The following is a 21,644-nucleotide window of genomic DNA, read 5'->3' on the forward strand; positions in this document are numbered from 1 at the left end:
CCGTCGATATCGCGGCGTGGGGCCAGCAGTTCCCGGCACTTGAGCAGTGACCACACCACCATGGGGGTCTGCTGGGGGTTGAGGTAGTTGGCGTAGGAGAGGTGGCTCAGGTACTTGCTCATGTCGCCGCTGGCATCGAACCAACCGCCGTGTACATCTTTGTGCTGGTCGGTGCCAAACAGGCGGGCATTGCGGTCGGCCCGATCGAAGGTGCCGCTGGCGCGCTGCCCTTTGAAGTAGTGAATGACATCGGAGAGGCAGCGGCTGGCCAGCAGATCCTGTCCGATGGCAAAGCGGGTCGAGCGGACTATGCCTTGGGCAGTGATCGCCTCCAGCCGATAGTGGCCGGGCTCCTTGAAGGCGGAGAAGTCGGCGCGCCAGTAAGCGCGCCCTTGCCAGCCTGGGACGCTGCCAGCCGGTTGCAGCGGGGTTTCAAACAGGATCTGGCCATCATCGAGGCGTTGCAGCCTGACATAGCCGCCGAGATCAGGGGCGGGGGAGGTTTGCAACAGGGCGACCTTGTGTCCGTCGCACTCGTAGCCCACCTGATTGATCAAGAGTTCCATCAAGGTATTACTCCTGTGGTTCACCGCCGGGCGGTGAGGCACATCACGGGGCTGTGGCCGCCCCGTATCGAGGCATGGCCGGACAGGGTTGTCCGGCCGGTCTAAGGCTCACCCTCACTCGTAGAGGTAGCAACGCACGAAGTGGTTGTCGGCAAGCTTGGTGATGGGGGGCAGCGCCTCCTTGCAGCGGGGCATTGCCTGATTGCAGCGCCCGGCAAAGGGGCAACCGCAGGACTCCGGCGTCCAGAGCGGGATCTCCCCCTTGCGGCCACCCTCCAACTCGGCGTGGATACTCTTCTCGGGGTCGGGCACCGCCGAGATGAGCAGCTGGGTGTAGGGGTGCTGCGGGTGGTGCAGGATTTCGTCCACCTCGCCCCACTCCACCATGTGCCCCACATACATCACCGCCAGATCTTCCGCCACATAGCGGGCGGTGGCGATGTCGTGGGTGATGTAGAGCATGGAGACGCCGAGCTCGTTCTTCATCTGCTCCATCAGGTTGAGGATACCGATGCGAATGGAGACGTCGAGCATGGAAGTCGGTTCGTCCGCCAGCACCACTTCCGCCTCCACCGCCAGATTGCGGGCGATGTTGACCCGCTGGCGCTGGCCGCCGGAGAGCTGGTGCGGATACTTGGCCGCCGTCGCCTTGGCGGGGGTGAGCCCCACCTTCTCCAGCAGGGCGTAGACCATGTCGGGCAGCTCTTTCTTGTCGATCACCTTGCTGTGCAGCAGCAGGGGGCGGGCGATGTGGTGATAGATGGTGTGGGTCGGGTTGAGCGAACCGAACGGATCTTGCCACACCATCTGCACGCTCTGGCGATAGTCCAGCAGGGCGGTGCCCTTGTTGAACTCCTCCAGATCGTGGCCGCGATAGAGAATGCGCCCGGCACTGAGCTTGTACATCTTGGCGATGATCTTGGCGATGGTACTCTTGCCGGAGCCCGACTCCCCGACCACCGCCAGGGCGCGGCCCCGGTGCAGGTTGAAGGTGATGTCGGAGAGGGCCCGCATCTTGCCACTCTTGATGGCATTGGAGTTGATGGGGAAGTCCTTGTAGAGGTGCTGGACTTCGATGATGGGTGCATCGGTTTTGGCGATTTGCATGACAGACATCCTTAACAGCCAGCGGCCTTGTCCAGATAGATCACGGAATCTTGTTGCAGTCCCTGCTCCTCATAGAGGTGGCAGGCGGTCTGTTGCCCGGGGCGGATCTCGGCCAATTTGGTGTACTCCTGACGGCAGCGATCGTGCACCTTGCCGCAGCGGGCCTGAAAGCGGCAGCCGACCGGCACCTCCAGCAGGTTGAGCGGTGTGCCAGGGATCCCTTCCAGCACCTTCTTCGGTCCGTGCAGGGGCGGGAAGGAGTTGCCGAGCCCTCTGGTATAGGGGTGTAGCGGCGCGGTCAGGATCGCCTTGGAAGGAGCCACCTCCACCAGCTCACCGGCATACATGATGCCGATGCGATCGCAGAACTCCACCATCAGGGAGAGGTCGTGGGTGATGAACAGAATGGAGAAGTTGAACTTCTCTTTCAGGGCATAGACCTTCTGCAGGATCTCCCGCTGTACCACCACATCGAGCGCCGTGGTCGGTTCATCCATGATGAGCAGCTCGGGGTTGAGCGCCATGGCGATGGCGATCACCAGCCGCTGGCGCATGCCGCCGGAGAACTGGTGCGGGTAGTCCTTGAGCCGGCTCGGGTGGATATCGACGATGGTGAGCAGCTCCTGGGCGCGCTTGATCGCCTCGTAGCGGGTCATGCCGGGGTTGTGGGCCAGCAGCACGTCGCAGAACTGCTCCTCCATCCGCAACACCGGGTTCAGGGCGTTCATGGCGGACTGGAATACCACCGACACCTGTTGCCAGCGATAGGATCGCAGCCGCTCGTCGTTGTAGTGGAGGATGTTCTCCCCCTTGAACAGGATCTCGCCACCGCTGATGTAGGCGGGCGGCTTGTGCAGTCGGGCCACCGAGAAGGCGACGGTGGACTTGCCGCAGCCCGACTCACCGGCGAGACCGAAGATCTCGCCCTGTCTGATATCGAAGCTCACCGAGTTGACGGCGCGCACGTCGCCATTTTCGGTGATGTAGTCGACGCAAAGATTGCGTACTGACAGCAGGGGATGCTTGTTCATGCTGTCTTCTCCTGTGCGGCAGAGAGTGGTGTGGCGACCGGGGTGGCAAGTTTCTTCCAGCGGCTCAACCCTTTGTGGGAGCGCAGCTGCGGGTTGGCAATCTCGTCGATGGCGAAGTTGAGCAGGGCCAGACCGGCACCCAGGGTGGCGATGGCAAAGCAGGGGGCCAGGATCTCCCACCAGGCGCCGACCAGAATGGCGCTGGAGGTCTGGGCGTTGTAGAGCATGATGCCCCAGCTCACCACGGTCGGGTCGCCGAGACCCAGGAACTCCAGGGTCGCTTCGGTGACGATGGCGTAGATGATGGAGCCGATAAAGCTCACCCCGATGATGGAGATGAGGTTGGGCAGGATCTCCACCAGAATGATGCGCCAGGCCGGCTCGCCCAGCACTTCGGCGGCGATAACGAATTCTTTTTCGCGCAGGGCTAGGGTCTGGGCCCGGATGACCCGCGCGCCATAGGCCCACGAGGTCAACCCTATTATCACGGCAATCACCGCCGGTGACGCCTCCCCGATAAAGCTCGCCAGCACCAGTAGCAAGGGGAGGTTGGGGATCACCAGCACCACGTTCATCAGGAAGGTGAGGCATTCATCTACCAGACCGCCGAAGTAACCGGCGGTGATGCCGATGGCGACGGCCAGGGTGCAGACCAGCAGGCCTGCGCTGAAGCCTACCAGCAGTGAGATACGGGCACCGTTGGTGAACTGGGCCCAGATATCGTGGCCCATGCGGGTTGAACCCATCACGAACTCGGCACTGGGCGGCTGGTGCGGGCGAGCCACCCGTTTGGTCGGCTCGTTGCTGGCCAGAATGGGGGCAAAGAGGGCCATCAGTACGAAGGCAACCACGATGGCGAGGCCACAGGCAGCCTTCTTGTTGCCCAGCAGGATCTTGAGAATGGTCGGCATACGCATCTTATTTGCCTCCTGTACGCAGACGGGGATCCAGGAAGACGTAGAGCACGTCGGCCAGGAAGTTGAAGCTGAGCATGGTGATGGTCATGATGAGCAGCTGCCCCTGAATGAGCGGGTAGTCGCGGGCCAGAATGCCCTGATAGAGAGTCAGGCCCAGGCCGGGGTAGTTGAAGATCACTTCGGTGATGAGAGAGCCACCGATGACGAAACCGAGCGCCATGGAGAGGGCGGTGACGCTGGGCAGAATGGCGTTGCGAGCGCCGTAGTTGAAGATCACCCGGTTGCTGGAGAGCCCCTTGGCCTTGGCCATGGTGATGTAATCCTCACCCAGCAGGTTGATCATGTTGTTGCGCATGGTGATAAGAAAGCCCCCCACCTGTACCACGGCCAGAGTCAGCACCGGCATGATGGCGTGGGTCATGATGCTCTTGATGTGCTCCCAGCCCCAGTCAGCCTTGATCTCCGGGCTGTAGGCGTAGCCGATGGGCAGCCACTCGAGGCTGACCCCGAACAGAAACAGGGCGAGCAGGGAGACCACCACAGGCGGAATGGCCTGCATCACCAGGGTGAGCGGGGAGAGAATGCTGTCCATCCGGCCGCCGCGATACCAGGCGGCAAAGATGCCGACGATGGAACCGAGGGAGAAGCTCAGAATGGTGGAGGTGCCGACCAGAAACAGGGTCCAGCCGATGGCACGGCCCAGCACATCAGAGACCTGCTGCGGGTAGAAGCGCACCGAGGTGCCGAGATCCCAGGTGAAGACACTCTTCACATAGGTGAGAAACTGGGTGCCGATGGGGCCGTCGACAAAGCCGAAGGTGGCTTTGAGGGCTTCCAGGGCGGCGGGTTCCATCATGGCGCCAGCGCGGGCAAACATCACGGAGACAGGATCCCCTGGCATGGCACGGGGTAACAGGAAGTTGATGGTGGCGGCTACCAGAAAGGCAACCAGATAGAAGGAAAAGCGTCTCAGTATGAATCCCATGATAGTACCTTTTACTGCAAGTCTGCCCCGCGTCGGGTATAGCTACCCCAACCCCGGCGGTGCCGGGCAAGAAGGGGATTAACGGGGAAGATGGCCCCCCGCAGGGGGCCGGGATTGTTTAGCTGTTTGGCTTGAGGGACAACACGTGCAGCAGACGCTCAGGGGTGTCCGGGTGGAGCTGAGGTTTGGCTACCGGGTTATCAGCACTGAACCAGCCGTTGAAGCGCTTGGTGCTGTACTCGTACCAGGTCGGGTTGTTGAAGACCGGAATGATGGTCTGGTTGGCACCAACACGATCCTGGATGGCGAACATGATCTCCTTCTGCTTGGCCGCATCGGCGGTCTGGGTGAAGTCATCGATCAGCTTGTCGAGCTCGGGATCCTTGTAACGGGGCGCAGCGAAGCGGTTGCCACGCTCACCCATGTTGCGGGAGTGGAACGCGGTCTCGAAGTACTTGTGCGGGTTGGCACCGGCAAAGTAACCCTGCAGGGCGACATCGAAGTCACCGGTGATCAGGTTCTCGGTCCAGACGGTCGCTTCCGGGGTGGCGGTCTTGGCGTTCAGGCCCAGCGCCTGCAGCCCTTCTACACCGATCTGTACTGTGTTGACCCAGTCGGTCCAGCCGTTCGGTACCAGTACCTTGAACTCGATCTTTTTGCAGCTCGGGGTGTCGAGGAACTTGTCGCCGTCACAATCCTTGTAGCCTGCCTCTTTCAGCAGTGCCTTGGCCCCTTCCAGATCGAACTTGTTGTACTTGCCGTACTTCTTGTCCACTTCCGGGTTGTTCCAGGAGTCAAAGGCTTTGCCCAGACCTGACGGGTACTCGTTGACGGTGGGGTAGCCGTAGCCCGCGATATCCACCATGGACTGGCGGTCCATCGCCATGGAGAAGGCGCGGCGGAAGTTGATGTCGTTGAAGGCTTCGTTATTGCCCGGGTTCTTGGTCTGGAAGTTGACGTTGAACGCCACGGTACCGGAGGCCGGGAACCAGTATTTGTTGTTCTTCGGATCGTTGCCGACGTAGAGGCGCTCGATATCCGGCACGAAGGAGCCGAACCAGTCGATGTCACCCTTCATGACAGCCGCCAGCACCTGGTCGTTGGTGGCCATCTGCGGCATGCGGATACAGTCGATGGCGAGGTTGGCGTTATCCCAATAGTGCGGGTTGCGGCACTGGGTGTAGAGCTGGGCGGAGAAGTTGTCCACTTCGGTGAAGGGGCCAGTACCAACCGGCTTGTCGTTGGTGAAGGCAACCGGATCTTTCACCGATTTCCACTGATGCTCCGGCACTATGGGTACCAGCACCAGATCGTTCACCACGTTGGTGTTGACCTCGGTCAGGTCGAATTTGACCTTGTTGGGGGCCAGCTTCTCGACGCTCTTGATCTGGGTCCAGATTGAGCGCTCATCCAGCGCCTTGTTGGCCTTGACCAGATTGAAGGAGAAGATGATGTCATCGGCATCAAAGGCTTCGCCGTCAGACCACTTCACGCCGTCACGCAGATCGAAGGTGACGGATTTCAGGTCATCGCTGAACGCATAGTTGGTGGCCAGACGATAGACGGGTTTGCCCCCTTGCATATCGTTGAAGATCACCAGCGGTTCATAGATGAAGTGACGGGTGGTGTGCAGCAAGCCCGCTTGCAGGAAGGGGTTGAAGTTCTTGACCCAAGCGGTTTCCTGCTGTGCGACCATGGTCAGCACGGTTTTGTTTTCTGCGGCCATGGCGTTACCGGCGGCACCGGCAAGCATCATGGTTCCCAGCATTACAGCGGTAGAGATTTTGGATACTTTGGCAAGCATATGTTTTCCTTTCTTATTTTTTGGCATTCCCGAGGGTTCGCCTTGTTTTGTGTGAGCACCGGTTTCGCATGCTGATGAAATCGGCCCTCTGTGTTGGTCAGGTGTCTAACCTTTGTCGTTCTGTTTTCCAACGCCCTAAGCAAACCAGAATTAACAGGAAAACAACAACTATTGATTTCGTTGTTTTCGTAAAAATTGACGGTGTTACGTCAATCTCGTCAAAATGCTTTTTTATCTGTTTAAAATCATTGGTTTGCGTTATTTGCTCTCGCGTAAAAAGTGGCTGTGAAAATGGCGTATATGACAAATTTGTGAATTGGATCTGCTCTCGGTTTCGGGGTCGGGCGGGGCTTTGTTTTGCATAAAAAGAAACCAGATTGCCAATTGTGATCCGGCGCCCGTTTAGGGCGCCGTGTCACGGCTTGCGGTTGGCGAGTTGACGCAGGGTCTGTGCGCTGTGCTGCAACTGCTGGCGCTGGTGGTCATTGAGCGGGCAGTGGCCCAGCACATACTCGGTAGTGGCCACGACCGTCTTCCAGCGTGGCGACTTGGGCAGGGTATCCAGACTCAGGTATTTGTCGAGGGTACGGGTCTGCGGGCTGGATCTGTCCATATAGACCCGCCACAGCTTGCTCTTCTCTGCCAGCACGATTTTGCCCTTGCCGGTCCCCTGCTGCCAGGCATCCAGGGTGAGCTGCATGGTCTCTACCAGCGCACGGCGCAGCGGCTCGTCATCCTGCTGGCGAATGAGGTCGTCGGCCAGCGAACGGAACTCGCCACCCAGGCGGCTCAGCTCGCCCAGCAGCTGTTCATCTTCGATGATGGCTTGCCGCGAGAGGTTCTTGAGGGCGTTCTCCAGCGCCATTACCCGGTTCTCATCCTGACGCAGCTCGGTACTCAGAGTGAGGGCGAAAGCGGCCTGTCCTCCGAGCGTGATGGGCAGGGCGCGGGCGTTGAGTACATCTTTTTGCCCGGCCACCAGAAACTCCAGATTGTGTTCCCGCTCGCTGGCTAGATCGGGCCACTGCTGTTGTAGCGGGGTGGCGAGCCACTCATTGAGGGGCTGCCCCTCCATGGCTTCCGGCTCCTGTCCCAGCAGGCGTGCCATCACCCGAGAGGCAAACAGCACGGTGCCCTGCTCGTCGATAAAGATCATGGGGTCGGCCCCTTCGCCGAGCAGGGCCAGCAGGCGCTGCTGATCCTGATGCAGTCGATCCTGCAGGGTGAGGCGATGTTCGATCTCCTGCTTCAATAGCCGGTTCTCTACCAGCGAGGCGCGTCCGGCCTTGGCCTCCAGCAGAGCCTTGACCCGGGCAAACAGCTCTTCTTTGCAGAAGGGTTTGACCAGATAGTCGTTGGCACCGGCCCCGAAGCCCTCCTCGATATCCTTGGGCTGGTTGAGGGCGGTGAGCAGCAGCACCGGCAGCATATCTTTCGGGTGCTGCTGGCGCAGGCGACGGCAGACGTCAAAACCGGAGAGGGTCGGCATCATCACATCGAGCAGGATGAGGTCCACCGGCTCCTCGGCCAGCTTGGCCAGCGCATCGTGGCCGTCACTGCTGGGCAGGATGCGGTAGCCGCAGGGCTGCAGCAGATGGCGCAGGATGTGCAGGTTGATGGGCTCGTCATCCACCACCAGAATGAGCGGCGCATCCTCGGGGGGAGGGGGCAGATCGTCGCTCTCCCAGTCCGGCAGGATCAGCGGTTGCTGGCGCACCAGCTGATGCTCGATCTGGCGGCTGTCGAGAGTCAGATTGGCCGCTTTGCCGGTGGCAAGGGGCAGGGTAAAGGCGAAGGTAGAGCCGACGCTCGGCTCGCTCTCGACAAACAGCTCGCCCCCCATCAGGTGCACCAGCTGGCGGGTGATGGAGAGGCCAAGGCCGGCTCCCTGCTTGCTTACCTCCGGGCTCATCTGTACCAGCGGCTCGAAGATGTGTTCCAGATGATCAGGGGCGATGCCGATGCCAGTGTCGGTGACCTTGATGCGCAGGAAGTTGTTCTCGACGATGGCACTGAGCACCACCTTGCCCTGCGGCGTGTACTTGATGGCGTTGCCCACCAGGTTGTAGAGCACCTGTTCGAGCCGCTGCTCATCGGCCAGCACCGGCGGCAGTTCGGCCGGGCTGATATCCACCAGGGTGAGGGGTTTGGCCTGCACCAGATGCTGGCAGAGATCCAGCACCAGCCGGATAACCCCCTTGGATGAGACGGGCTGGGAGTGGATCTCCAGCTGGCCGTAGCGCATCTGGTGGTAGTCCAGCAGATCGTCAACCAGACGGGCCAGGCCGTCGGCGCTCTTGATGATGAGCCCGAGCTGCTTTTGTTGCCCTTCGGTCAGATCCTGCTGGCTGGCGAGCATCGATTCCGCCATCCCCTTGATACCGTGAATGGGGGTGCGCAGCTCGTGGGAGGTGTTGGCCAGCAGTTCATCCTTGAGCTTGTCCGCCTGCTGCAGGCTGAGGTTCTGCTTGTGGGTCAGCTTGACCTGCTGTTGCAGCTCCTGGGTCTGCTGTTCGATCAGTTCGATCTTGTCCTTCACAGAGCGCTGCATATGGCGAAACGCTTCGGCCAGCCGGTCAATATCATCGCCGGTTCGCTCGATGGCGATGGGGTGATCCAGCGCGCCGTCGGCCACCTGCTCGGCTGCTTCGGTCAGGGAGCGCAGCGGCGCCGTAATGGAGTGGGAGAGCCAACGGGAGAAGAGGATCAGCAGCAGTACCGAGCCCGCACCCAGCACGATGACCAGCGTCTCCAGCTGGCGGATCGGGGCATAGGCTTCCCGGGTGGAGATCTCGGCAATAAAGGCCCACTCGGTGTCGAACACCTTCACCTGGGTGTAGGCGGCCAGCACCTCGTCATCCTGATAGGAGTGGAACAGCCCGACACCCTGCTCGCCGGAGAGCGTCTTGGTGATGAGGGGCGTTTGCAGTGGACGGAAGTTGGGGCTGAAGCTGTTCTCGACGCTGAACTCCGGTGCCAGCCAGGCATCGGCGCGCATCCGCTTGTCAGGGCCGATCAGGATGGTCTCGCCGGTCTCGCCCAGCCCCTCCCGCTCCGCCATGATCTGGTTGAGCTTGTCCGGCAACAGCTCGAAAATCACCACCCCGCGCACATAGTCGTACTGCATCACGGGGGCCGCCATGTAGGCGACCACCTGCCCGGTCAGCTCGTTGCGGCCAAAATCGGTGAACTCGAAGATCTGCTGCGGTTTCTGGCCGCCATCGAGGCGGCGTTTGATCTTGGCGAAGGTCTGGCCCAAGCCACTGCCCTGATAAGGTCCGGAGAGCAGATTGGTGGCAAAGTTGGGGTGCTTGGTGACCGAATAGACCACATCACCGTTGAGGTCCACCAGAAAGATGTCGCTGTAGTTGGACTTGCGCACCATGTCGGCATAGCCGCGATGAAAGCGCTGGTGCACCCGGCCATACATCTCGTCGGCGAGGATAAGCGCCGTGATGGAGGGTTCGATCTCCACCTGACTGTCCGGTTTGCGCAGTTGATCCCAGGAGCCGGGCAGATAGCGGGCCTGAGCACGGCTGCGGGCCTCCTGCGGTGTGAGGCCCAACTTCTCGAAGGCGCCGGTAAAGCCATAGAAACGGCCGATACTGTTGCCGGCAAAATCCTGCTGGGAGAAGTTGATGATCTGCTCTTTGAGGTTGTTGAAGTAATCCTCGAGCTGACTCTTCTTGATATTACGAACGGAGACCAGATGGTTGGAGGTCTGGGTGGTGAGATCCTTGCCATGGCTGTATAGGAAGAAGAGGGTGATGACCAAAAAGGGCACCATGCCCAACATGAAAAAAGCCAGCATTAACTGCGGCCTGAGCCCACGAAGCGTGAAGATCCATTTCATCTTGTGATTTTCAATTGAGAATCCGGTTATTAAGCCGCTCAAGTCTCGAACGAAAGCGTAATCATTTCAACGACTTTATCCCAAATTCGCATGGTGGGTCACAGCTGGCTGGAGAAAAATGCAGCAAGGCGTTTAAACCCTGAGCAAACAGTCTGCATCAGGGCTTAAATTGCGAAAAAGGGGTTGTGCTGGCGCTCGTGGTACGTATAATGCGCCTCGTTGTCAGGCAACTGGCACGAAAGCAGTAACGCGGGAATAGCTCAGTTGGTAGAGCACGACCTTGCCAAGGTCGGGGTCGCGAGTTCGAGTCTCGTTTCCCGCTCCAATTTTCCATCACACCAACGATGGAACTCACTTTCAAGACAATCAGTCTTGTCAGCATGGCGCGTTAGCAAAGCGGTTATGCAGCGGATTGCAAATCCGTTTAGTCCGGTTCGACTCCGGAACGTGCCTCCATATTCTCTCTGTTTATCTCAATCATCACTCTTCGAGTCTGAGCCTTGGTCAGTATCCTTGCTGTACCAGTAACTGTTCGCAGCCAGCCTGTTTCCACTCGCGCTCGAGATAGTGGCTCACATCCGCCATGTTTTGCCCCCGATATTGAAACTGCACCTCGGCACTGTGCTGGTTGAGATCCGCAATCCGTTGCTTCAGTGTGCCGCATTGCCACAGGCTGACGGTGGGCACGCCCCGTTCTGCCAGCACGATGGCATCCTCCCGATTCAGTTGCCACTCCTCCAGTTGTGCCCGTGTCAGGGCAACCATCAGCACCAGCAGTGCCACTTCCGGCAGTTTCATGCGTGTCTCCCTACTGCATGTTTTTCCCCTGATAACTGTGGCAAAGCGCACGATTTTCGCAAGTTTGTTAACTGTTGGTTAATGACGTAACCCGTTTTCAGTATTTCCCGTTTTTCACCATTTTTTTATAAAAAAATGCGTTGGTGATGTAGTAATCCTACATGGAGTGGGGTAATCTTTGCTCAGTGGTCTTACCAGTAAGGAGTTACATCATGTTTCATCCCTTTTCCCTGACTCAGATTATTCTTCGTCGCATTTATGTATTGCTGGTGGGCATTCTGGCTTTCCCCGTGATGCTGTTTCGCAGCGATCGTGCCCGCTTCTACAGCTATCTGCACCGGATCTGGAACAAAACCAGCACCAAACCGGTGTGGCTCAAAATGAGCGAGCGTGGCGAGCGGATCTTCTACTAAACCCCATTCGCACCATGTGCAAAAAGAGACAGCTTTGGCTGTCTCTTTTTTTATCTGCTTGCCGCAACTCCTGGCTCCCAACACCACTCCGATTGTTGATTTATTGTTTCTTTAAAGTTGCATCCAGCCCTGCCTGTTGGCGGGGCTTTTTTATGTCTGACGCATCTCTTTTGATGGAAGCAGTGAAGAAGATTAACGGGATGAAAGCACCATATGGCAGTTTCCCCGTTCATTAATAGGTGGTCGTCGAGAAATTTTCAATTATGAAATAGCTGTTTAAAATCAATTGATTGAGTGTCTGTCTTGGGGTTTTTTAACTCTTTGTGTGTTTTTTTTGAAAGGGAATATCCCGTTTGCCGGTTCTATTGCAGCTACCCGGTTGCGACAAATCGGGGATATCAGCAATATCCAACGACATCAAAAGGAACATGAACATGAATGTTAAAAAAAGCACTGCTATCGCCTCCGCCATGACCGGTCTGCTGGCGCTGGGCGCCCAATTTATCGCGGCGCCAGCCATGGCTGCCGATGAAAAGGAGAAGTGCTACGGCGTGGTCAAGGCCAGCAAAAATGACTGTGCGACCAAGAGCAGCTCCTGCGCCGGTACTGCCAAGGAAGATGCTCAGGGTGATGCCTTTGTGGTGATGCCCAAAGGGCTGTGCGAGAAGCTGGTCGGCGGTTCGCTGCAACCCAAGTAAGAGACATCGGGCAGGGGATGGCCAATGGGTCGCCCCCTGCATCTTCTCTGATTGGCGAAAGCGAGTCTTGCGATGAACCCTTTGATTGGTATCGGATTACGCACTCCCCATTACGACGAGATCCGGCAAACCCTGCCGGCAGTCGGTTGGCTGGAGGTGCACAGTGAAAATTACTTCGAACGGCACAGTCACGGTTTTCAGGTGCTCGCCGAACTGGCGCAGCACTACCCCGTCAGTCTTCACGGCGTTGGCATGTCCCTCGGTTCTGCCGACCCGCTCGATCCGCACCATCTGCAGCAGTTGTCGACACTGGCCGCGGCGATCAAACCGGTACGGATCTCCGAACATCTCAGCTGGGGCAGCATTGGCGGACGTTACTTCAACGATCTGCTGCCGGTGCCCTATACCCGCGCCTCCCTGCACAACATGAGCGACAAGATCCAGCAGGTACAACAGACCCTGGGTTGCCGCATGTTGATTGAAAATCCCTCCTCCTATCTGCAACTGCCCGGGGAGATGAGCGAGTGGGAATTTCTGGCCGAGCTGCAGCAGCGCAGCGAGTGCGGCATCCTGCTCGATCTCAACAATCTCTATGTCAGTGCCTTCAATCACGGTTTCTCTTGCGATGAGTATCTGGCGGCGATCGATCTCGCCACCGTCGGGGAGATCCATCTGGCCGGTTATACCGAGAAGCAGCTGCCGGAAGGCTCCCTCTATATCGATACCCACAGCGCCCCTGTGGTGGCGCCGGTCTGGGAACTCTATCGCCAGATCTGCCGCAAGCAGGCCATTCCCACCCTGATTGAGTGGGACCTCGAGATCCCGCTGCTGCCGGTCTTGCTGGCAGAGGCGGCGAAGGCCAGTGCCATTCTGGATGAGGCGCGTGCCATGAGTGCACCACGGGAGGTGGCCCATGGCTGAACTGGCACAGCTGCAACAGCACTTTGCCGATGGTCTGCTGGGGGCGCCTGACGCCATTGCCCCTCACATCAGCTCCCGGCTCTTTTCTGCCGAATCTGTGCTGCAGGTCTATCGCAACCACTTCATCCTGAGCCTTGGCGAGGTGCTGGCGAGCAGTTATCCCGCCGTCAAGGCTATGGTCGGGGATGACTTTTTTGCAGCGGCTGCCCGTGGCTTCGTATTGGCCGAGCCCCTCAGGGAAGGGAGCGTCATGCACTATGGCGCCGGATTTGGCCAATGGTTGGCCCGCTTGCCGACTACAACCGGACTGCCCTGGCTGGAGGAGCTGGCTCAGTTCGAATGGCAGCTTGAGCGTGCCAGTCTGCTGCCGCTGGAATCACGCTGCTGGCCAGCCGAGCGTCTGGCCGCATTATCGCCGCAACAATGGGAGCGGCTGCGGCTGTTGCCAGCCACGGATCTGCTGCTGGTTGCCAGCGATTATCCGGTACTGGCCCTGTGGCAGATGGCGCTGCACTGTGGTGAAGCGGTGGACGCGCTTGATGCCCCCGTCTGGCTGGCATTGAAGAAACAGCCGGATTGCCGGGTTGCCCCCTTGCCCCTGACGGCGGGTGAGTGGGCGCTGCTACAGGGATGTCTCGCTGGTACGGCGCTGGTCGATCTGCTTGCGGCCGACCCTGCGGCCAGTGAGCATCTCACTCGCCTGATAACCCTTGGTCTGCTGGTGGATATGGAGGTAATGCCATGATGGCAAACAAATGGCTGGCGCTGGCCAGCTCAAGTGGTGATTTGCCGCGCTGGAGCAGTGCCGGTGTGCTGTTGTTGGCGCGGCTGTGGGTCGCCTCGGTTTTTATCACTTCAGGCTGGCTCAAGCTGACGGCGTGGGATTCCACCCTCTACCTGTTTGAATCCGAGTATCAGGTGCCCCTGCTGCCCTGGTTGTGGGCTGCCTATCTGGGGACGGCGACCGAGCTGCTGTTGCCGCTCTTCCTGCTGGCGGGGCTTTTTACCCGCCCAGCCGCCTTGCTGCTGTTTGGCTTCAATATCATGGCGGTGATCTCCTATCCGACCCTCTGGGCGGGTGGCTTTTACGATCACCAGCTGTGGGGCTGGATGCTGCTGATCCTTATCATCTGGGGCGGCGGTGTGCTGAGCCTGGATCACTGGCTGACACGTCGCAGCCATTGATTTATCAGTGATTTCCCCAATGACAAAGAGCGCCACAAGGCGCTCTTTGTCATAATGACGGCCGGCGAAATTTCCCATGAGAGAAAAGGAGCAGCCAATGATCATTCGTCAGGCAAGGGCCGCAGATATTCCCACACTGGTGGCGCTGCGCATGGAGCTGTTTTGTGAGGTCGGTGAGCTGGTGACGCCGCAGGCAGACCCGGCCTTGTGGCAGGCCACCCTTGACTACTTTACCCGGGCGATGAGTGAAGAGAGTGCTTTATCCTGGCTGGCTGAGGACGATACGCAAGAGGGCGGCAAACAGATCGTGGCGGCCGGGACGCTGGCATTGTTTGAACGGCCACCCTATCCCGGCAATCTGGCGGGGATGGAGGGGTATCTGCTCAACATGTATACGCGGTCACAATGGCGCCAGCAGGGGATCGCCACGGCGCTGCTCGATGCCATAACGGCCTTCGCCAGATCGCGTCAGCTGGGCAAGGTGTGGCTCCATGCCAGCGAGCAGGGACGACCTCTCTATGAGCGGATCGGCTTTGTCGCCAATCCGGCCTATCTGGAGTGGGACCTGGCACCTTAATCGATGGGCCCCGTTATCTCTATGGTTTCTCGTCTAAAGTTCATGCAGATGTGATGTAGTTGTAAACAGGTAACAGAGGGGCAGGGCAAGATGTTCAACTTCAAACTCAAAACGGAATTACAAGCGTGTCAAATGCAGTTGGCCCAGGCCCAGGCATTTATTGATGCAGTAAAAGTCGGTGTCGCTACCATCAGTTTCACACCAGGTGGCGAGATCCTCGAGGCGAACCCGCTGTTTCTGAGTGTGGTGGGCTATAGCGAGCAGGAGGTAATTGGTAAACACCACCGGATCTTTTGTGATGCCCACTACGCCCAGTCATCCTCCTACGCCCAGTTTTGGGAGCAGTTGCGTCAGGGGCATTCCCACAGTGGCACTTACCAACGCTTTGATAAACAGGGTCGGGAGTTGTGGCTGGAGGCGACCTACTTCCCGGTCAAGCTTGACGGCAAGGTGGTCAGAGTGGTCAAGATTGCTTCCGATATTACCGAGAGTTATCAGCAGTTGAGTCGTCAGAAAGCGATCATCTCGGCACTCGATCGGGCGCTCGCCATTATCGAGTTCACCCCCAAGGGGGAGATTGTGACGGCCAATCAGAATTTCCTCTCCTGCGTCGGTTACTCCCTTTCGCAGCTCAAGGGGCAGCATCACAGGCTGTTTTGCGATGAGAGCTTCTATCGCGAGCAACCCCACTTCTGGGACGATCTGGCCCACGGCCAGCTCAAATCCGGGCTGTTCAGTCGCCGTGACAGCCACGGCAACGAGATCTGGCTGGAGGCTACCTACAACCCCATCAAGGATGAGAGCGGCAAGGTGGTCAAGGTGATCAAGTTTGCCAGTGAGGTGACAGAGCGGATCAAGCGCGCCCAGGCAGTGAGCGAGGCGGCCAACATAGCCCAGACCATTTCGCAGGAGACCACCCGCTTTGCCGAAACCGGGTCTGAACTGCTGGCGGCATCGGTTGCCATCTCTAGCGCCATTTCCGAACAGGTGAGTCGCACTTCCGGCCTGATTGGCCAGCTCAATGAGCAGTCGAAAAGCATTGAAGCCATTGTCTCTACTATTAGTAGCATTGCCGAGCAGACCAATCTGCTGGCCCTTAACGCAGCCATCGAGGCTGCCCGGGCCGGCGATCAGGGGCGCGGCTTTGCGGTGGTGGCCGACGAAGTACGTCAGCTGGCTGCGCGCACCTCCCTCTCGACCGGCGAGATCGCCAGCGTGGTTCAGAAAAACCGCGAACTGACGGCCCAGATCACCGGCAACATCAATGAGGTGGCCACCAGTGCCCAGCGTGGCAAGGAGCAGATCGGCGAGGTGAGTGGCGTGATGTCACAGATCGAGCAGGGCGCCATCAATGTGACCGAGACAGTCTCCAATCTGGCCATCGGCTCCTGACGGTTATTGATTGTTGAATGAAGCACCGATCGGATGATAATCCCATCGGTGCTTATTTATTGCGCACTTGATATGCCAATCTGAACCCCTCCTGTATCGTCCCGCCATTGTGAATTGTCCTCTTCTGGCCCCTTGATTAGGCTTGCCGCCTTATTTATTTCAGAGCAGGAACAGAACAAGATGGCATTACAACAGAAGGGGCGGGCAATGGCCCTGCTGGTTATGGTCGCGAGTATGGGGCTGGGTGGCTGTATGGGGCAGATGGGGCTTTCCGGCATGGTCACCAAGGGCAACCTGAGCGTGGTGGATAACCGCTACGGTCGTGCCGGTGTCTTTATGCTGCTCTCCCCTGTTTACGGTCTGGCCGCGACCGCTGACCTGTTCGTCTTCAATACCATCGAGTTCTGGTCTGGCAAGAACCCCATCACCGGCAAATCCCCGGCAGTGGTGGACATGAAGGCCAATCCGGTGATCAAGGTGAACCAGCATCTGGATCCGGCCCTCAAGAAGGTGCCGTTGGCCATGCTGCCACAAGGGGTGCGTGAGGTGGAGATCAGCTACCCGGACGAGCATACCGCCCAGATGGAGGTGCACTATCTGGATGGCCGCCGCAGCATGATGCGTGGCGAGAAGCGTGGCGAGCTGATGGATATCTACTTCGATGGCCGCTTTGTCTCTACCCTGAGCCGCGCAGAGCTGGAAGAGCGGGCGAATCAGGGCAAGGCTGCTGCCTAAATTCAACTGAATCCAGATCGATCCAGCTTCAGATGGGGTATACCTAATCTGCTGGCAAAATCGCCATGATGTCTAAGGGAGTAGACTATGACGGTGAATGGATTGCGATTGGCGGAGTTGATTGGTTCCCTCAGTCATGCGCTCGACATGACCGAGGGGCAACCAAGAGGACACTGCATTCGCTGCTGCTGGATAGGTTCCCGTTTGGGGGAGCGGCTGGGACTGGATGCCCGGCTGCGCCATGATCTCTACTACACGCTCCTGCTTAAGGATCTTGGGTGCAGCAGCAATGCTGCCCGTATCTGCGAGCTCTATCTCACCGACGATCTTCACTTCAAACGCGATTTCAAACTGGTGGATGGCTCCCTCTCCGAGGTAGTCAACTTCGTGCTGGGCCACACCGGCTTGCAGGCGGATCTGCTGGGACGTTTTCGCAGCCTGTTTCATATCTTTCGCAACGGCGACCAGATTGCCAACGAACTGATCCAGACCCGCTGTCATCGGGGGGCGGATATCGCTCGCCAGCTCCGTTTCAGTGACGAGGTGGCCGATGGCATTCTCTCCCTTGATGAACACTGGAATGGCAAAGGTCGGCCCCTGCAACTGGCTGGCGAGGCGATCCCGCTCTTCTCGCGCATTGCCCTGCTCTGTCAGGTGGTGGATGTGTTTCACGCAGCCGCAGGCCCGGATGCGGCGCTCAAGGAGCTGCGCGAGCGCAGCGGCAGCTGGTTTGATCCGGCACTGGTTCGCGAATTTGAAGCGCTGGCCGACGAGGAGTTCTGGCAAGAGCTGGCCGATCCCCGGTTGACCGAGTGGGTGCTGGTCCAACCGGCCGGACAGGGGGAGGTAGCGCTGGATGAAGATTATCTGGACGAGATCGCGGCGGCCTTCGGGCAGGTGGTGGACTCCAAAAGTCCCTACACCGCGGGTCACAGCGGCAGGGTGGCGCTCTATACCGACATTCTTGCCACCCAGATGGGGTTGTCCGAGTCGCGTCGACGCTGGCTCAAGCGAGGCGCCCTGCTCCATGACGTGGGCAAGCTCGGGGTGAGCAACGCCATTCTCGACAAGCCGGGCAAACTCGATGCGCAGGAGTGGGCTGCGGTGCAGATGCATGCCGCCTACACCGAGGAGATCCTGAGCCGTATCGGCGCCTTCGAGGAGCTGGCACAAGTGGCGGGCGCCCACCATGAGCGGCTCGATGGCAAGGGCTACCCCAAGGGGCTGAAGGGGAACGAGATTACCCTTGAGACGCGCATCATCACCACAGCCGATATTTTCGATGCCATCACCGCCAAGCGCCCCTATCGCGGCGCTATCCCTGTGCCGCAGGCGCTGGAGATGATGGCGGAGAATCTGGGGACTGCCATCGATCCCGACTGTTTTGCCGCCCTGCAGGCGGGTATTCAGGATTTCTCCCTCTACCTCACCCCCGAGCAGCCGCTGGCCAATGCCAGTTAAGAGTTGCTGATCAACGGCCCAAGTGGCCAGTCAGACAGCAAAACGCCCCGCAACTGCGGGGCGTTTTGCATTGGGTCTAGTCCGGCTGCTTGCGATGGGGCGGGGTGAGGATCAGCCCCAGCAGGCGGCGCAGGTGGGTGAGCTGCTCGGTCAGTTGCACGTTGAGCCAGAGATAGCCATTGATGGCCGCCTCGGTATTGGGGGGGAGCGATACCTGGGTCGCCACCTCGTGCAGGCGAGCGATGGCGGCATCCGCGCCACGCCCGTCACCGGTTTGCATCATCAGGGCAAGCTGGTTGATCGCCTCCTCGGTGGCCAGATGGCAGGCTTGCAGCGCAGCCGTGCTCTGCATCAGGAAGTGGCTCTCCCGATCGTTCCAGTAGGTGTTGGCCAGCATCTCCAGAGTACAGAGGGTGTTGCGCATGGTGACCTGCACCGCATCAAACAGGGCGATGCTGTGGCGTGTCTCCTTGGCCGCAGGGGCCAGCAGGGCCCGCAGTTTGCCGGTCTGTGCCAGCAACTGGGAGAGATTGTGCTTGAGGCGCGGGCGCTCCAGCACATTGGGGGAGAGGTGAGTGTGATAGAGCCGCCCAGACTGCTGCAGGATCTGGTGCAGTTGCAGCCGCCAGTGGCTGTAGGCCCGCTGGGGATAGATGCTGCAAAAGAGCAGCGCCAGCAGGGAGCCCAGTATCACGTCGGCACTGCGCCACAGCGCCGTCTCTATGTCCCCCGGCATGGCCCCCATGGTGACTCCCAGGGTGATGCCGATCAGCAGCCCCACATAGGGGCGCTTGCCGAGGGCCAGATAGCCGCAGAGAAACATGATGCACCCGCACCAGATCAGGGTGAGTGGCAGGGAGTAGATCTCGAGATAGAGCGCCACCACCCCGCAACTGGCGCCGAAGATGGTGCCCACCACCCGCTGCAGGGCGCGGGAGAGCACATTGCCCCAAAACGAGATGGGGCCCATCACCACCACCAAGGTTATCAGCGGCCAGGTGCTCTCCGGCAGTTTCAGCTCGCGGGTCAGCAGAAAGGTGAGCATAAAGGCGAGCGCAATGCGCAGGCCATGGACGATCCGGTAGCGGCCATAGACCAGCAGATCGAGTCGGGAGAGGGGGGCATCAAGACGCACGGTCTGCCTCCTGTCAGGTGGGGGACGGGGCGCCGTGCATCCGGCCGACGCCCCGTCGGGATTTAGGCCAGTCGTCCCTGCAGGGGGTGGATCCAGACACGTTCGCCAACGGCGATCCCGGGTTGATCCGGTACGATTTCAATCAGGCAGTTGGCATCGGCCATGGAGCTCAGAATGCCGGAGCCCTGTGGCCCTGTGGTGCGCACCCGCAACTGGCCGTTACGGTCCTGATGAAAGATGCCGCGCAGAAACTCGGTGCGCCCCGGGCGGCTCTTCATCTTCTCGTCCGCCAGTGCCGAGAGGCGCAGCGGCTGCCACCGCTTGCCTTGCAAGCGGGCGATAGCGGGCTCGACAAACTGCAGTACGCAGATCATCGCAGCAACCGGATTGCCCGGCAGGCCGAAGAAGGGGGTCTGCCCCAGCTTGCCAAAGGCGAGCGGGCGGCCTGGGCGCATCTGGATGCGCCAGAAATCGATCTGGCCGAGCTCTGCCAGCACCAGCTTGATAAAGTCGGCATTGCCTACCGAGACTCCGCCCGAGCTCAACACCAGATCGGCGCTGGCGGCGGCCTGCTCCAACTGCTGGCGCAGAATGGTCTTGTCATCGGGAATGATGCCAAGATCCATCACCTCGCAACCGGCGGCGCGGATAAGGGCCATCAGGGTGAAGCGGTTGCTGTCGAAGATATGGCCGGGGGCGAGCTGCTCGCCCGGCGCCTGCACCTCGTCGCCGGTACTGAACAGCGCCACTTTCAGCGGGGTGCGCACGCAGAGCGATGCCTGACCGAGTGATGCTGCCAGCCCCAGCTGGGGGGCGCCAAGCCAGGTACCGGCCGGGATGGCGACAGCGCCCTTGGCGAGATCTTCGCCGGCGAGGCGCACATTTTGTCCTGCGCGGATCGGTGCGGTGACGGTGACCCACTCACCTTCAATCAGCGTCTCTTCCCGCATCACCACAGTATCTACCCCGGGGGGCAGCGGAGCGCCGGTCATGATCTGCACCGCCTGACCGGCCAGCACAGGCTCGTGGCGCTGCTGGCCCGCCAGCACTTCCCCCACCAGTTGCCAGCGACCGGCGGCGAGATCGTCGCTGCGAAGGCCGATGCCATCCATCGCCGAGTTGGCATGGGGCGGCACATTGATGGGGCTTATCAGATCGGCGGCCAGCACGGCGCCGTGGCATTGGGCCAACGGTTTGTCGCTGCAGGCCGTGCTCGGGGTGAGGGCCGCCAGAATGGCGTTGCGGGCCGCTTCGACCGACAAAAAGCCGTTGCCAGCCTCCTGCTCGCGACTCTGGCAGCCGTCAAGCCAGCTACAGACGAAGTCGGTGATAGCCTCAAGGTTGTTGATATCGAGTTGCGGCAGGGTGGTCTCTGCGGGCTGATCGCTGGCCAGCGCGATGATGTCGCTGTCTTCGGGGAAGAGCAGTGGCTTGCCAATTTCGGCGCGGTGCAGCTCGATTTTCGGGAAGTGTTCGTGCTTGAACCCCTCGACCAAGAGCAGATCGAGCTCTGTCTGATCGAAGCTGGCCAGCAGCTGGCGAAAATCGGCTTCGGCCAGTTCCGTTTCAATGATACGAGCATGACGACGACGGGAGGCGACCATCATCTGCTTGGCACCCGCCTTGCGCAGGCGATAGCTGTCTTTGCCCGGCTGGTCGATATCAAAGTCGTGGTGGGCATGTTTGAGCACCCCGATGCGCAGGCCGCGATCCACCAGCAGGGGGATCAACTGCTCCAGCAAGGTGGTCTTGCCGGTGCCGCTCCAGGCGGCGAAGCCAAGCAGGGGAAGAGTGGGGGCCGGGGTCATGAGGTGACTCCTTGTTGGGGGTCGATAGCCGGGGCAAGCAGACGGGCCTCGTAGGCGGCTAGCTCGGCAGGGCTATTGAGATTGATAAAGGCATCCGGCTGATCGGCAAAGCTCACCACCGCCATATGGTGGCGGGCAAACCAGATATCGATTTTGCGCTCTCCCTCTGCCAGCGCGGCGGTTAGGGAGGGGAGCAGGGATTTGTGCAGCAGGGCCACCACGGGTTGCAACCAGTCGCCGTCGTGGGCCACTACCAGC

19 protein-coding genes, 2 tRNA genes and 1 pseudogene are annotated in these 21,644 nt (G+C 59.7%); 11 read left to right on the top strand and 11 right to left on the bottom strand.

Features of this window, described 5'->3' with window-relative positions:
* The 7 genes from AB5Y92_RS13680 to AB5Y92_RS13710 form a co-directional block, all read right to left on the bottom strand.
* A partial coding sequence (locus AB5Y92_RS13680) for a cellulase N-terminal Ig-like domain-containing protein (protein WP_368226978.1) occupies window positions 1–566 on the bottom strand: 566 nt, incomplete at its 3' end.
* 114 nt (window positions 567–680) lie between these two features.
* The gene (locus tag AB5Y92_RS13685; RefSeq protein ID WP_005353824.1) at window positions 681–1,673 is read right to left on the bottom strand and encodes an ABC transporter ATP-binding protein; all 993 of its coding nucleotides are present in this window, start codon (window positions 1,671–1,673) and stop codon (window positions 681–683) included.
* A gap of 11 nt (window positions 1,674–1,684) precedes the next feature.
* Window positions 1,685–2,704, bottom strand: a complete 1,020-nt coding sequence (locus AB5Y92_RS13690) for an ABC transporter ATP-binding protein (RefSeq protein ID WP_019446723.1) — start codon at window positions 2,702–2,704, stop codon at window positions 1,685–1,687.
* Window positions 2,701–3,621 carry an ABC transporter permease gene (locus tag AB5Y92_RS13695; RefSeq protein WP_005353820.1) on the bottom strand — a complete coding sequence of 307 codons (921 nt, stop codon included), beginning with the start codon at window positions 3,619–3,621 and terminating at the stop codon, window positions 2,701–2,703. The genes AB5Y92_RS13690 and AB5Y92_RS13695 overlap by 4 nt, the downstream gene beginning before the upstream one ends.
* A gap of 1 nt (window position 3,622) precedes the next feature.
* A complete protein-coding gene (locus AB5Y92_RS13700; RefSeq protein ID WP_005334871.1) occupies window positions 3,623–4,606 on the bottom strand; it encodes an ABC transporter permease in 984 nt (327 codons plus the stop codon).
* Between the two features lie 118 nt (window positions 4,607–4,724).
* Window positions 4,725–6,410, bottom strand: a complete 1,686-nt coding sequence (locus AB5Y92_RS13705) for an ABC transporter substrate-binding protein (RefSeq protein ID WP_069554043.1) — start codon at window positions 6,408–6,410, stop codon at window positions 4,725–4,727.
* Window positions 6,411–6,825: 415 nt separating this feature from the next.
* On the bottom strand, window positions 6,826–10,263 hold the full coding sequence (locus AB5Y92_RS13710) for an ATP-binding protein (RefSeq protein ID WP_368226979.1): 3,438 nt from the start codon (window positions 10,261–10,263) through the stop codon (window positions 6,826–6,828).
* 249 nt (window positions 10,264–10,512) lie between these two features.
* Between AB5Y92_RS13710 and AB5Y92_RS13715 the strand changes: the two genes are divergently transcribed.
* Window positions 10,513–10,588: transfer RNA gene (locus tag AB5Y92_RS13715), tRNA-Gly, on the top strand.
* A gap of 57 nt (window positions 10,589–10,645) precedes the next feature.
* Window positions 10,646–10,719 (top strand) — tRNA-Cys (locus tag AB5Y92_RS13720).
* 48 nt (window positions 10,720–10,767) lie between these two features.
* Here AB5Y92_RS13720 and AB5Y92_RS13725 read toward each other — a convergent pair.
* Window positions 10,768–11,061 carry a hypothetical protein gene (locus tag AB5Y92_RS13725; RefSeq protein ID WP_005347702.1) on the bottom strand — a complete coding sequence of 98 codons (294 nt, stop codon included), beginning with the start codon at window positions 11,059–11,061 and terminating at the stop codon, window positions 10,768–10,770.
* 212 nt (window positions 11,062–11,273) lie between these two features.
* On the opposite strand from AB5Y92_RS13725, the gene AB5Y92_RS13730 reads away from it, so the two are divergent.
* The 9 genes from AB5Y92_RS13730 (at window position 11,274) to AB5Y92_RS13770 (ending at window position 18,443) form a co-directional block, all read left to right on the top strand.
* Window positions 11,274–11,474, top strand: a complete 201-nt coding sequence (locus tag AB5Y92_RS13730) for a YbfA family protein (protein WP_005334863.1) — start codon at window positions 11,274–11,276, stop codon at window positions 11,472–11,474.
* Window positions 11,475–11,908: 434 nt separating this feature from the next.
* Window positions 11,909–12,172, top strand: coding sequence for a DUF2282 domain-containing protein (locus tag AB5Y92_RS13735; RefSeq protein ID WP_005334862.1), 264 nt, complete (start codon window positions 11,909–11,911; stop codon window positions 12,170–12,172).
* A gap of 72 nt (window positions 12,173–12,244) precedes the next feature.
* Window positions 12,245–13,093, top strand: a complete 849-nt coding sequence (locus AB5Y92_RS13740; RefSeq protein ID WP_368226980.1) for a DUF692 domain-containing protein — start codon at window positions 12,245–12,247, stop codon at window positions 13,091–13,093.
* Window positions 13,086–13,838 (top strand): putative DNA-binding domain-containing protein, encoded by a 753-nt coding sequence (locus AB5Y92_RS13745; RefSeq protein WP_368226981.1) that lies wholly within the window; start codon window positions 13,086–13,088, stop codon window positions 13,836–13,838. The genes AB5Y92_RS13740 and AB5Y92_RS13745 overlap by 8 nt, the downstream gene beginning before the upstream one ends.
* The gene (locus tag AB5Y92_RS13750; RefSeq protein WP_158112124.1) at window positions 13,835–14,278 is read left to right on the top strand and encodes a DoxX family protein; all 444 of its coding nucleotides are present in this window, start codon (window positions 13,835–13,837) and stop codon (window positions 14,276–14,278) included. Before AB5Y92_RS13745 ends, AB5Y92_RS13750 begins: the two co-directional genes overlap by 4 nt.
* Before the next feature lie 97 nt (window positions 14,279–14,375).
* A complete protein-coding gene (locus AB5Y92_RS13755; RefSeq protein ID WP_368226982.1) occupies window positions 14,376–14,855 on the top strand; it encodes a GNAT family N-acetyltransferase in 480 nt (159 codons plus the stop codon).
* 90 nt (window positions 14,856–14,945) lie between these two features.
* Window positions 14,946–16,247, top strand: a complete 1,302-nt coding sequence (locus tag AB5Y92_RS13760; RefSeq protein ID WP_368226983.1) for a methyl-accepting chemotaxis protein — start codon at window positions 14,946–14,948, stop codon at window positions 16,245–16,247.
* A 180-nt stretch (window positions 16,248–16,427) separates the two neighbouring features.
* Window positions 16,428–16,982, top strand: coding sequence for a DUF3332 domain-containing protein (locus tag AB5Y92_RS13765; RefSeq protein ID WP_201973811.1), 555 nt, complete (start codon window positions 16,428–16,430; stop codon window positions 16,980–16,982).
* 87 nt (window positions 16,983–17,069) lie between these two features.
* The gene (locus tag AB5Y92_RS13770; RefSeq protein ID WP_204382074.1) at window positions 17,070–18,443 is read left to right on the top strand and encodes an HD-GYP domain-containing protein; all 1,374 of its coding nucleotides are present in this window, start codon (window positions 17,070–17,072) and stop codon (window positions 18,441–18,443) included.
* Window positions 18,444–18,519: 76 nt separating this feature from the next.
* On the opposite strand, the gene AB5Y92_RS13775 is transcribed toward AB5Y92_RS13770, so the two are convergent.
* From AB5Y92_RS13775 to AB5Y92_RS13785, 3 genes and pseudogenes are all read right to left on the bottom strand, one after another.
* The gene (locus AB5Y92_RS13775) at window positions 18,520–19,578 is read right to left on the bottom strand and encodes an FUSC family protein (RefSeq protein ID WP_368226984.1); all 1,059 of its coding nucleotides are present in this window, start codon (window positions 19,576–19,578) and stop codon (window positions 18,520–18,522) included.
* Between the two features lie 62 nt (window positions 19,579–19,640).
* The gene (locus tag AB5Y92_RS13780) at window positions 19,641–21,386 is read right to left on the bottom strand and encodes a bifunctional molybdopterin-guanine dinucleotide biosynthesis adaptor protein MobB/molybdopterin molybdotransferase MoeA (RefSeq protein ID WP_368226985.1); all 1,746 of its coding nucleotides are present in this window, start codon (window positions 21,384–21,386) and stop codon (window positions 19,641–19,643) included.
* Window positions 21,383–21,644: pseudogene (locus tag AB5Y92_RS13785) on the bottom strand (molybdenum cofactor guanylyltransferase MobA); the annotation flags it as partial. The gene AB5Y92_RS13780 and the pseudogene AB5Y92_RS13785, both read right to left, overlap by 4 nt.

The sequence above is a fragment of the Aeromonas sp. R1-1 genome (assembly GCF_040908495.1).
Classification (GTDB): domain Bacteria; phylum Pseudomonadota; class Gammaproteobacteria; order Enterobacterales; family Aeromonadaceae; genus Aeromonas; species Aeromonas veronii.

What these genes read in the sequence shown, in the direction of transcription:
- AB5Y92_RS13685 (WP_005353824.1), bottom strand. Translation starts at nt 1,673, where the DNA reads ATGCAAATCGCCAAAACCGATGCACCCATCATCGAAGTCCAGCACCTC.
- AB5Y92_RS13690 (WP_019446723.1), bottom strand. Translation starts at nt 2,704, where the DNA reads ATGAACAAGCATCCCCTGCTGTCAGTACGCAATCTTTGCGTCGACTAC.
- AB5Y92_RS13695 (WP_005353820.1), bottom strand. Translation starts at nt 3,621, where the DNA reads ATGCGTATGCCGACCATTCTCAAGATCCTGCTGGGCAACAAGAAGGCT.
- AB5Y92_RS13700 (WP_005334871.1), bottom strand. Translation starts at nt 4,606, where the DNA reads ATGGGATTCATACTGAGACGCTTTTCCTTCTATCTGGTTGCCTTTCTG.
- AB5Y92_RS13705 (WP_069554043.1), bottom strand. Translation starts at nt 6,410, where the DNA reads ATGCTTGCCAAAGTATCCAAAATCTCTACCGCTGTAATGCTGGGAACC.
- AB5Y92_RS13710 (WP_368226979.1), bottom strand. Translation starts at nt 10,263, where the DNA reads ATGAAATGGATCTTCACGCTTCGTGGGCTCAGGCCGCAGTTAATGCTG.
- AB5Y92_RS13725 (WP_005347702.1), bottom strand. Translation starts at nt 11,061, where the DNA reads ATGAAACTGCCGGAAGTGGCACTGCTGGTGCTGATGGTTGCCCTGACA.
- AB5Y92_RS13730 (WP_005334863.1), top strand. Translation starts at nt 11,274, where the DNA reads ATGTTTCATCCCTTTTCCCTGACTCAGATTATTCTTCGTCGCATTTAT.
- AB5Y92_RS13735 (WP_005334862.1), top strand. Translation starts at nt 11,909, where the DNA reads ATGAATGTTAAAAAAAGCACTGCTATCGCCTCCGCCATGACCGGTCTG.
- AB5Y92_RS13740 (WP_368226980.1), top strand. Translation starts at nt 12,245, where the DNA reads ATGAACCCTTTGATTGGTATCGGATTACGCACTCCCCATTACGACGAG.
- AB5Y92_RS13745 (WP_368226981.1), top strand. Translation starts at nt 13,086, where the DNA reads ATGGCTGAACTGGCACAGCTGCAACAGCACTTTGCCGATGGTCTGCTG.
- AB5Y92_RS13750 (WP_158112124.1), top strand. Translation starts at nt 13,835, where the DNA reads ATGATGGCAAACAAATGGCTGGCGCTGGCCAGCTCAAGTGGTGATTTG.
- AB5Y92_RS13755 (WP_368226982.1), top strand. Translation starts at nt 14,376, where the DNA reads ATGATCATTCGTCAGGCAAGGGCCGCAGATATTCCCACACTGGTGGCG.
- AB5Y92_RS13760 (WP_368226983.1), top strand. Translation starts at nt 14,946, where the DNA reads ATGTTCAACTTCAAACTCAAAACGGAATTACAAGCGTGTCAAATGCAG.
- AB5Y92_RS13765 (WP_201973811.1), top strand. Translation starts at nt 16,428, where the DNA reads ATGGCATTACAACAGAAGGGGCGGGCAATGGCCCTGCTGGTTATGGTC.
- AB5Y92_RS13770 (WP_204382074.1), top strand. Translation starts at nt 17,070, where the DNA reads ATGACGGTGAATGGATTGCGATTGGCGGAGTTGATTGGTTCCCTCAGT.
- AB5Y92_RS13780 (WP_368226985.1), bottom strand. Translation starts at nt 21,386, where the DNA reads ATGACCCCGGCCCCCACTCTTCCCCTGCTTGGCTTCGCCGCCTGGAGC.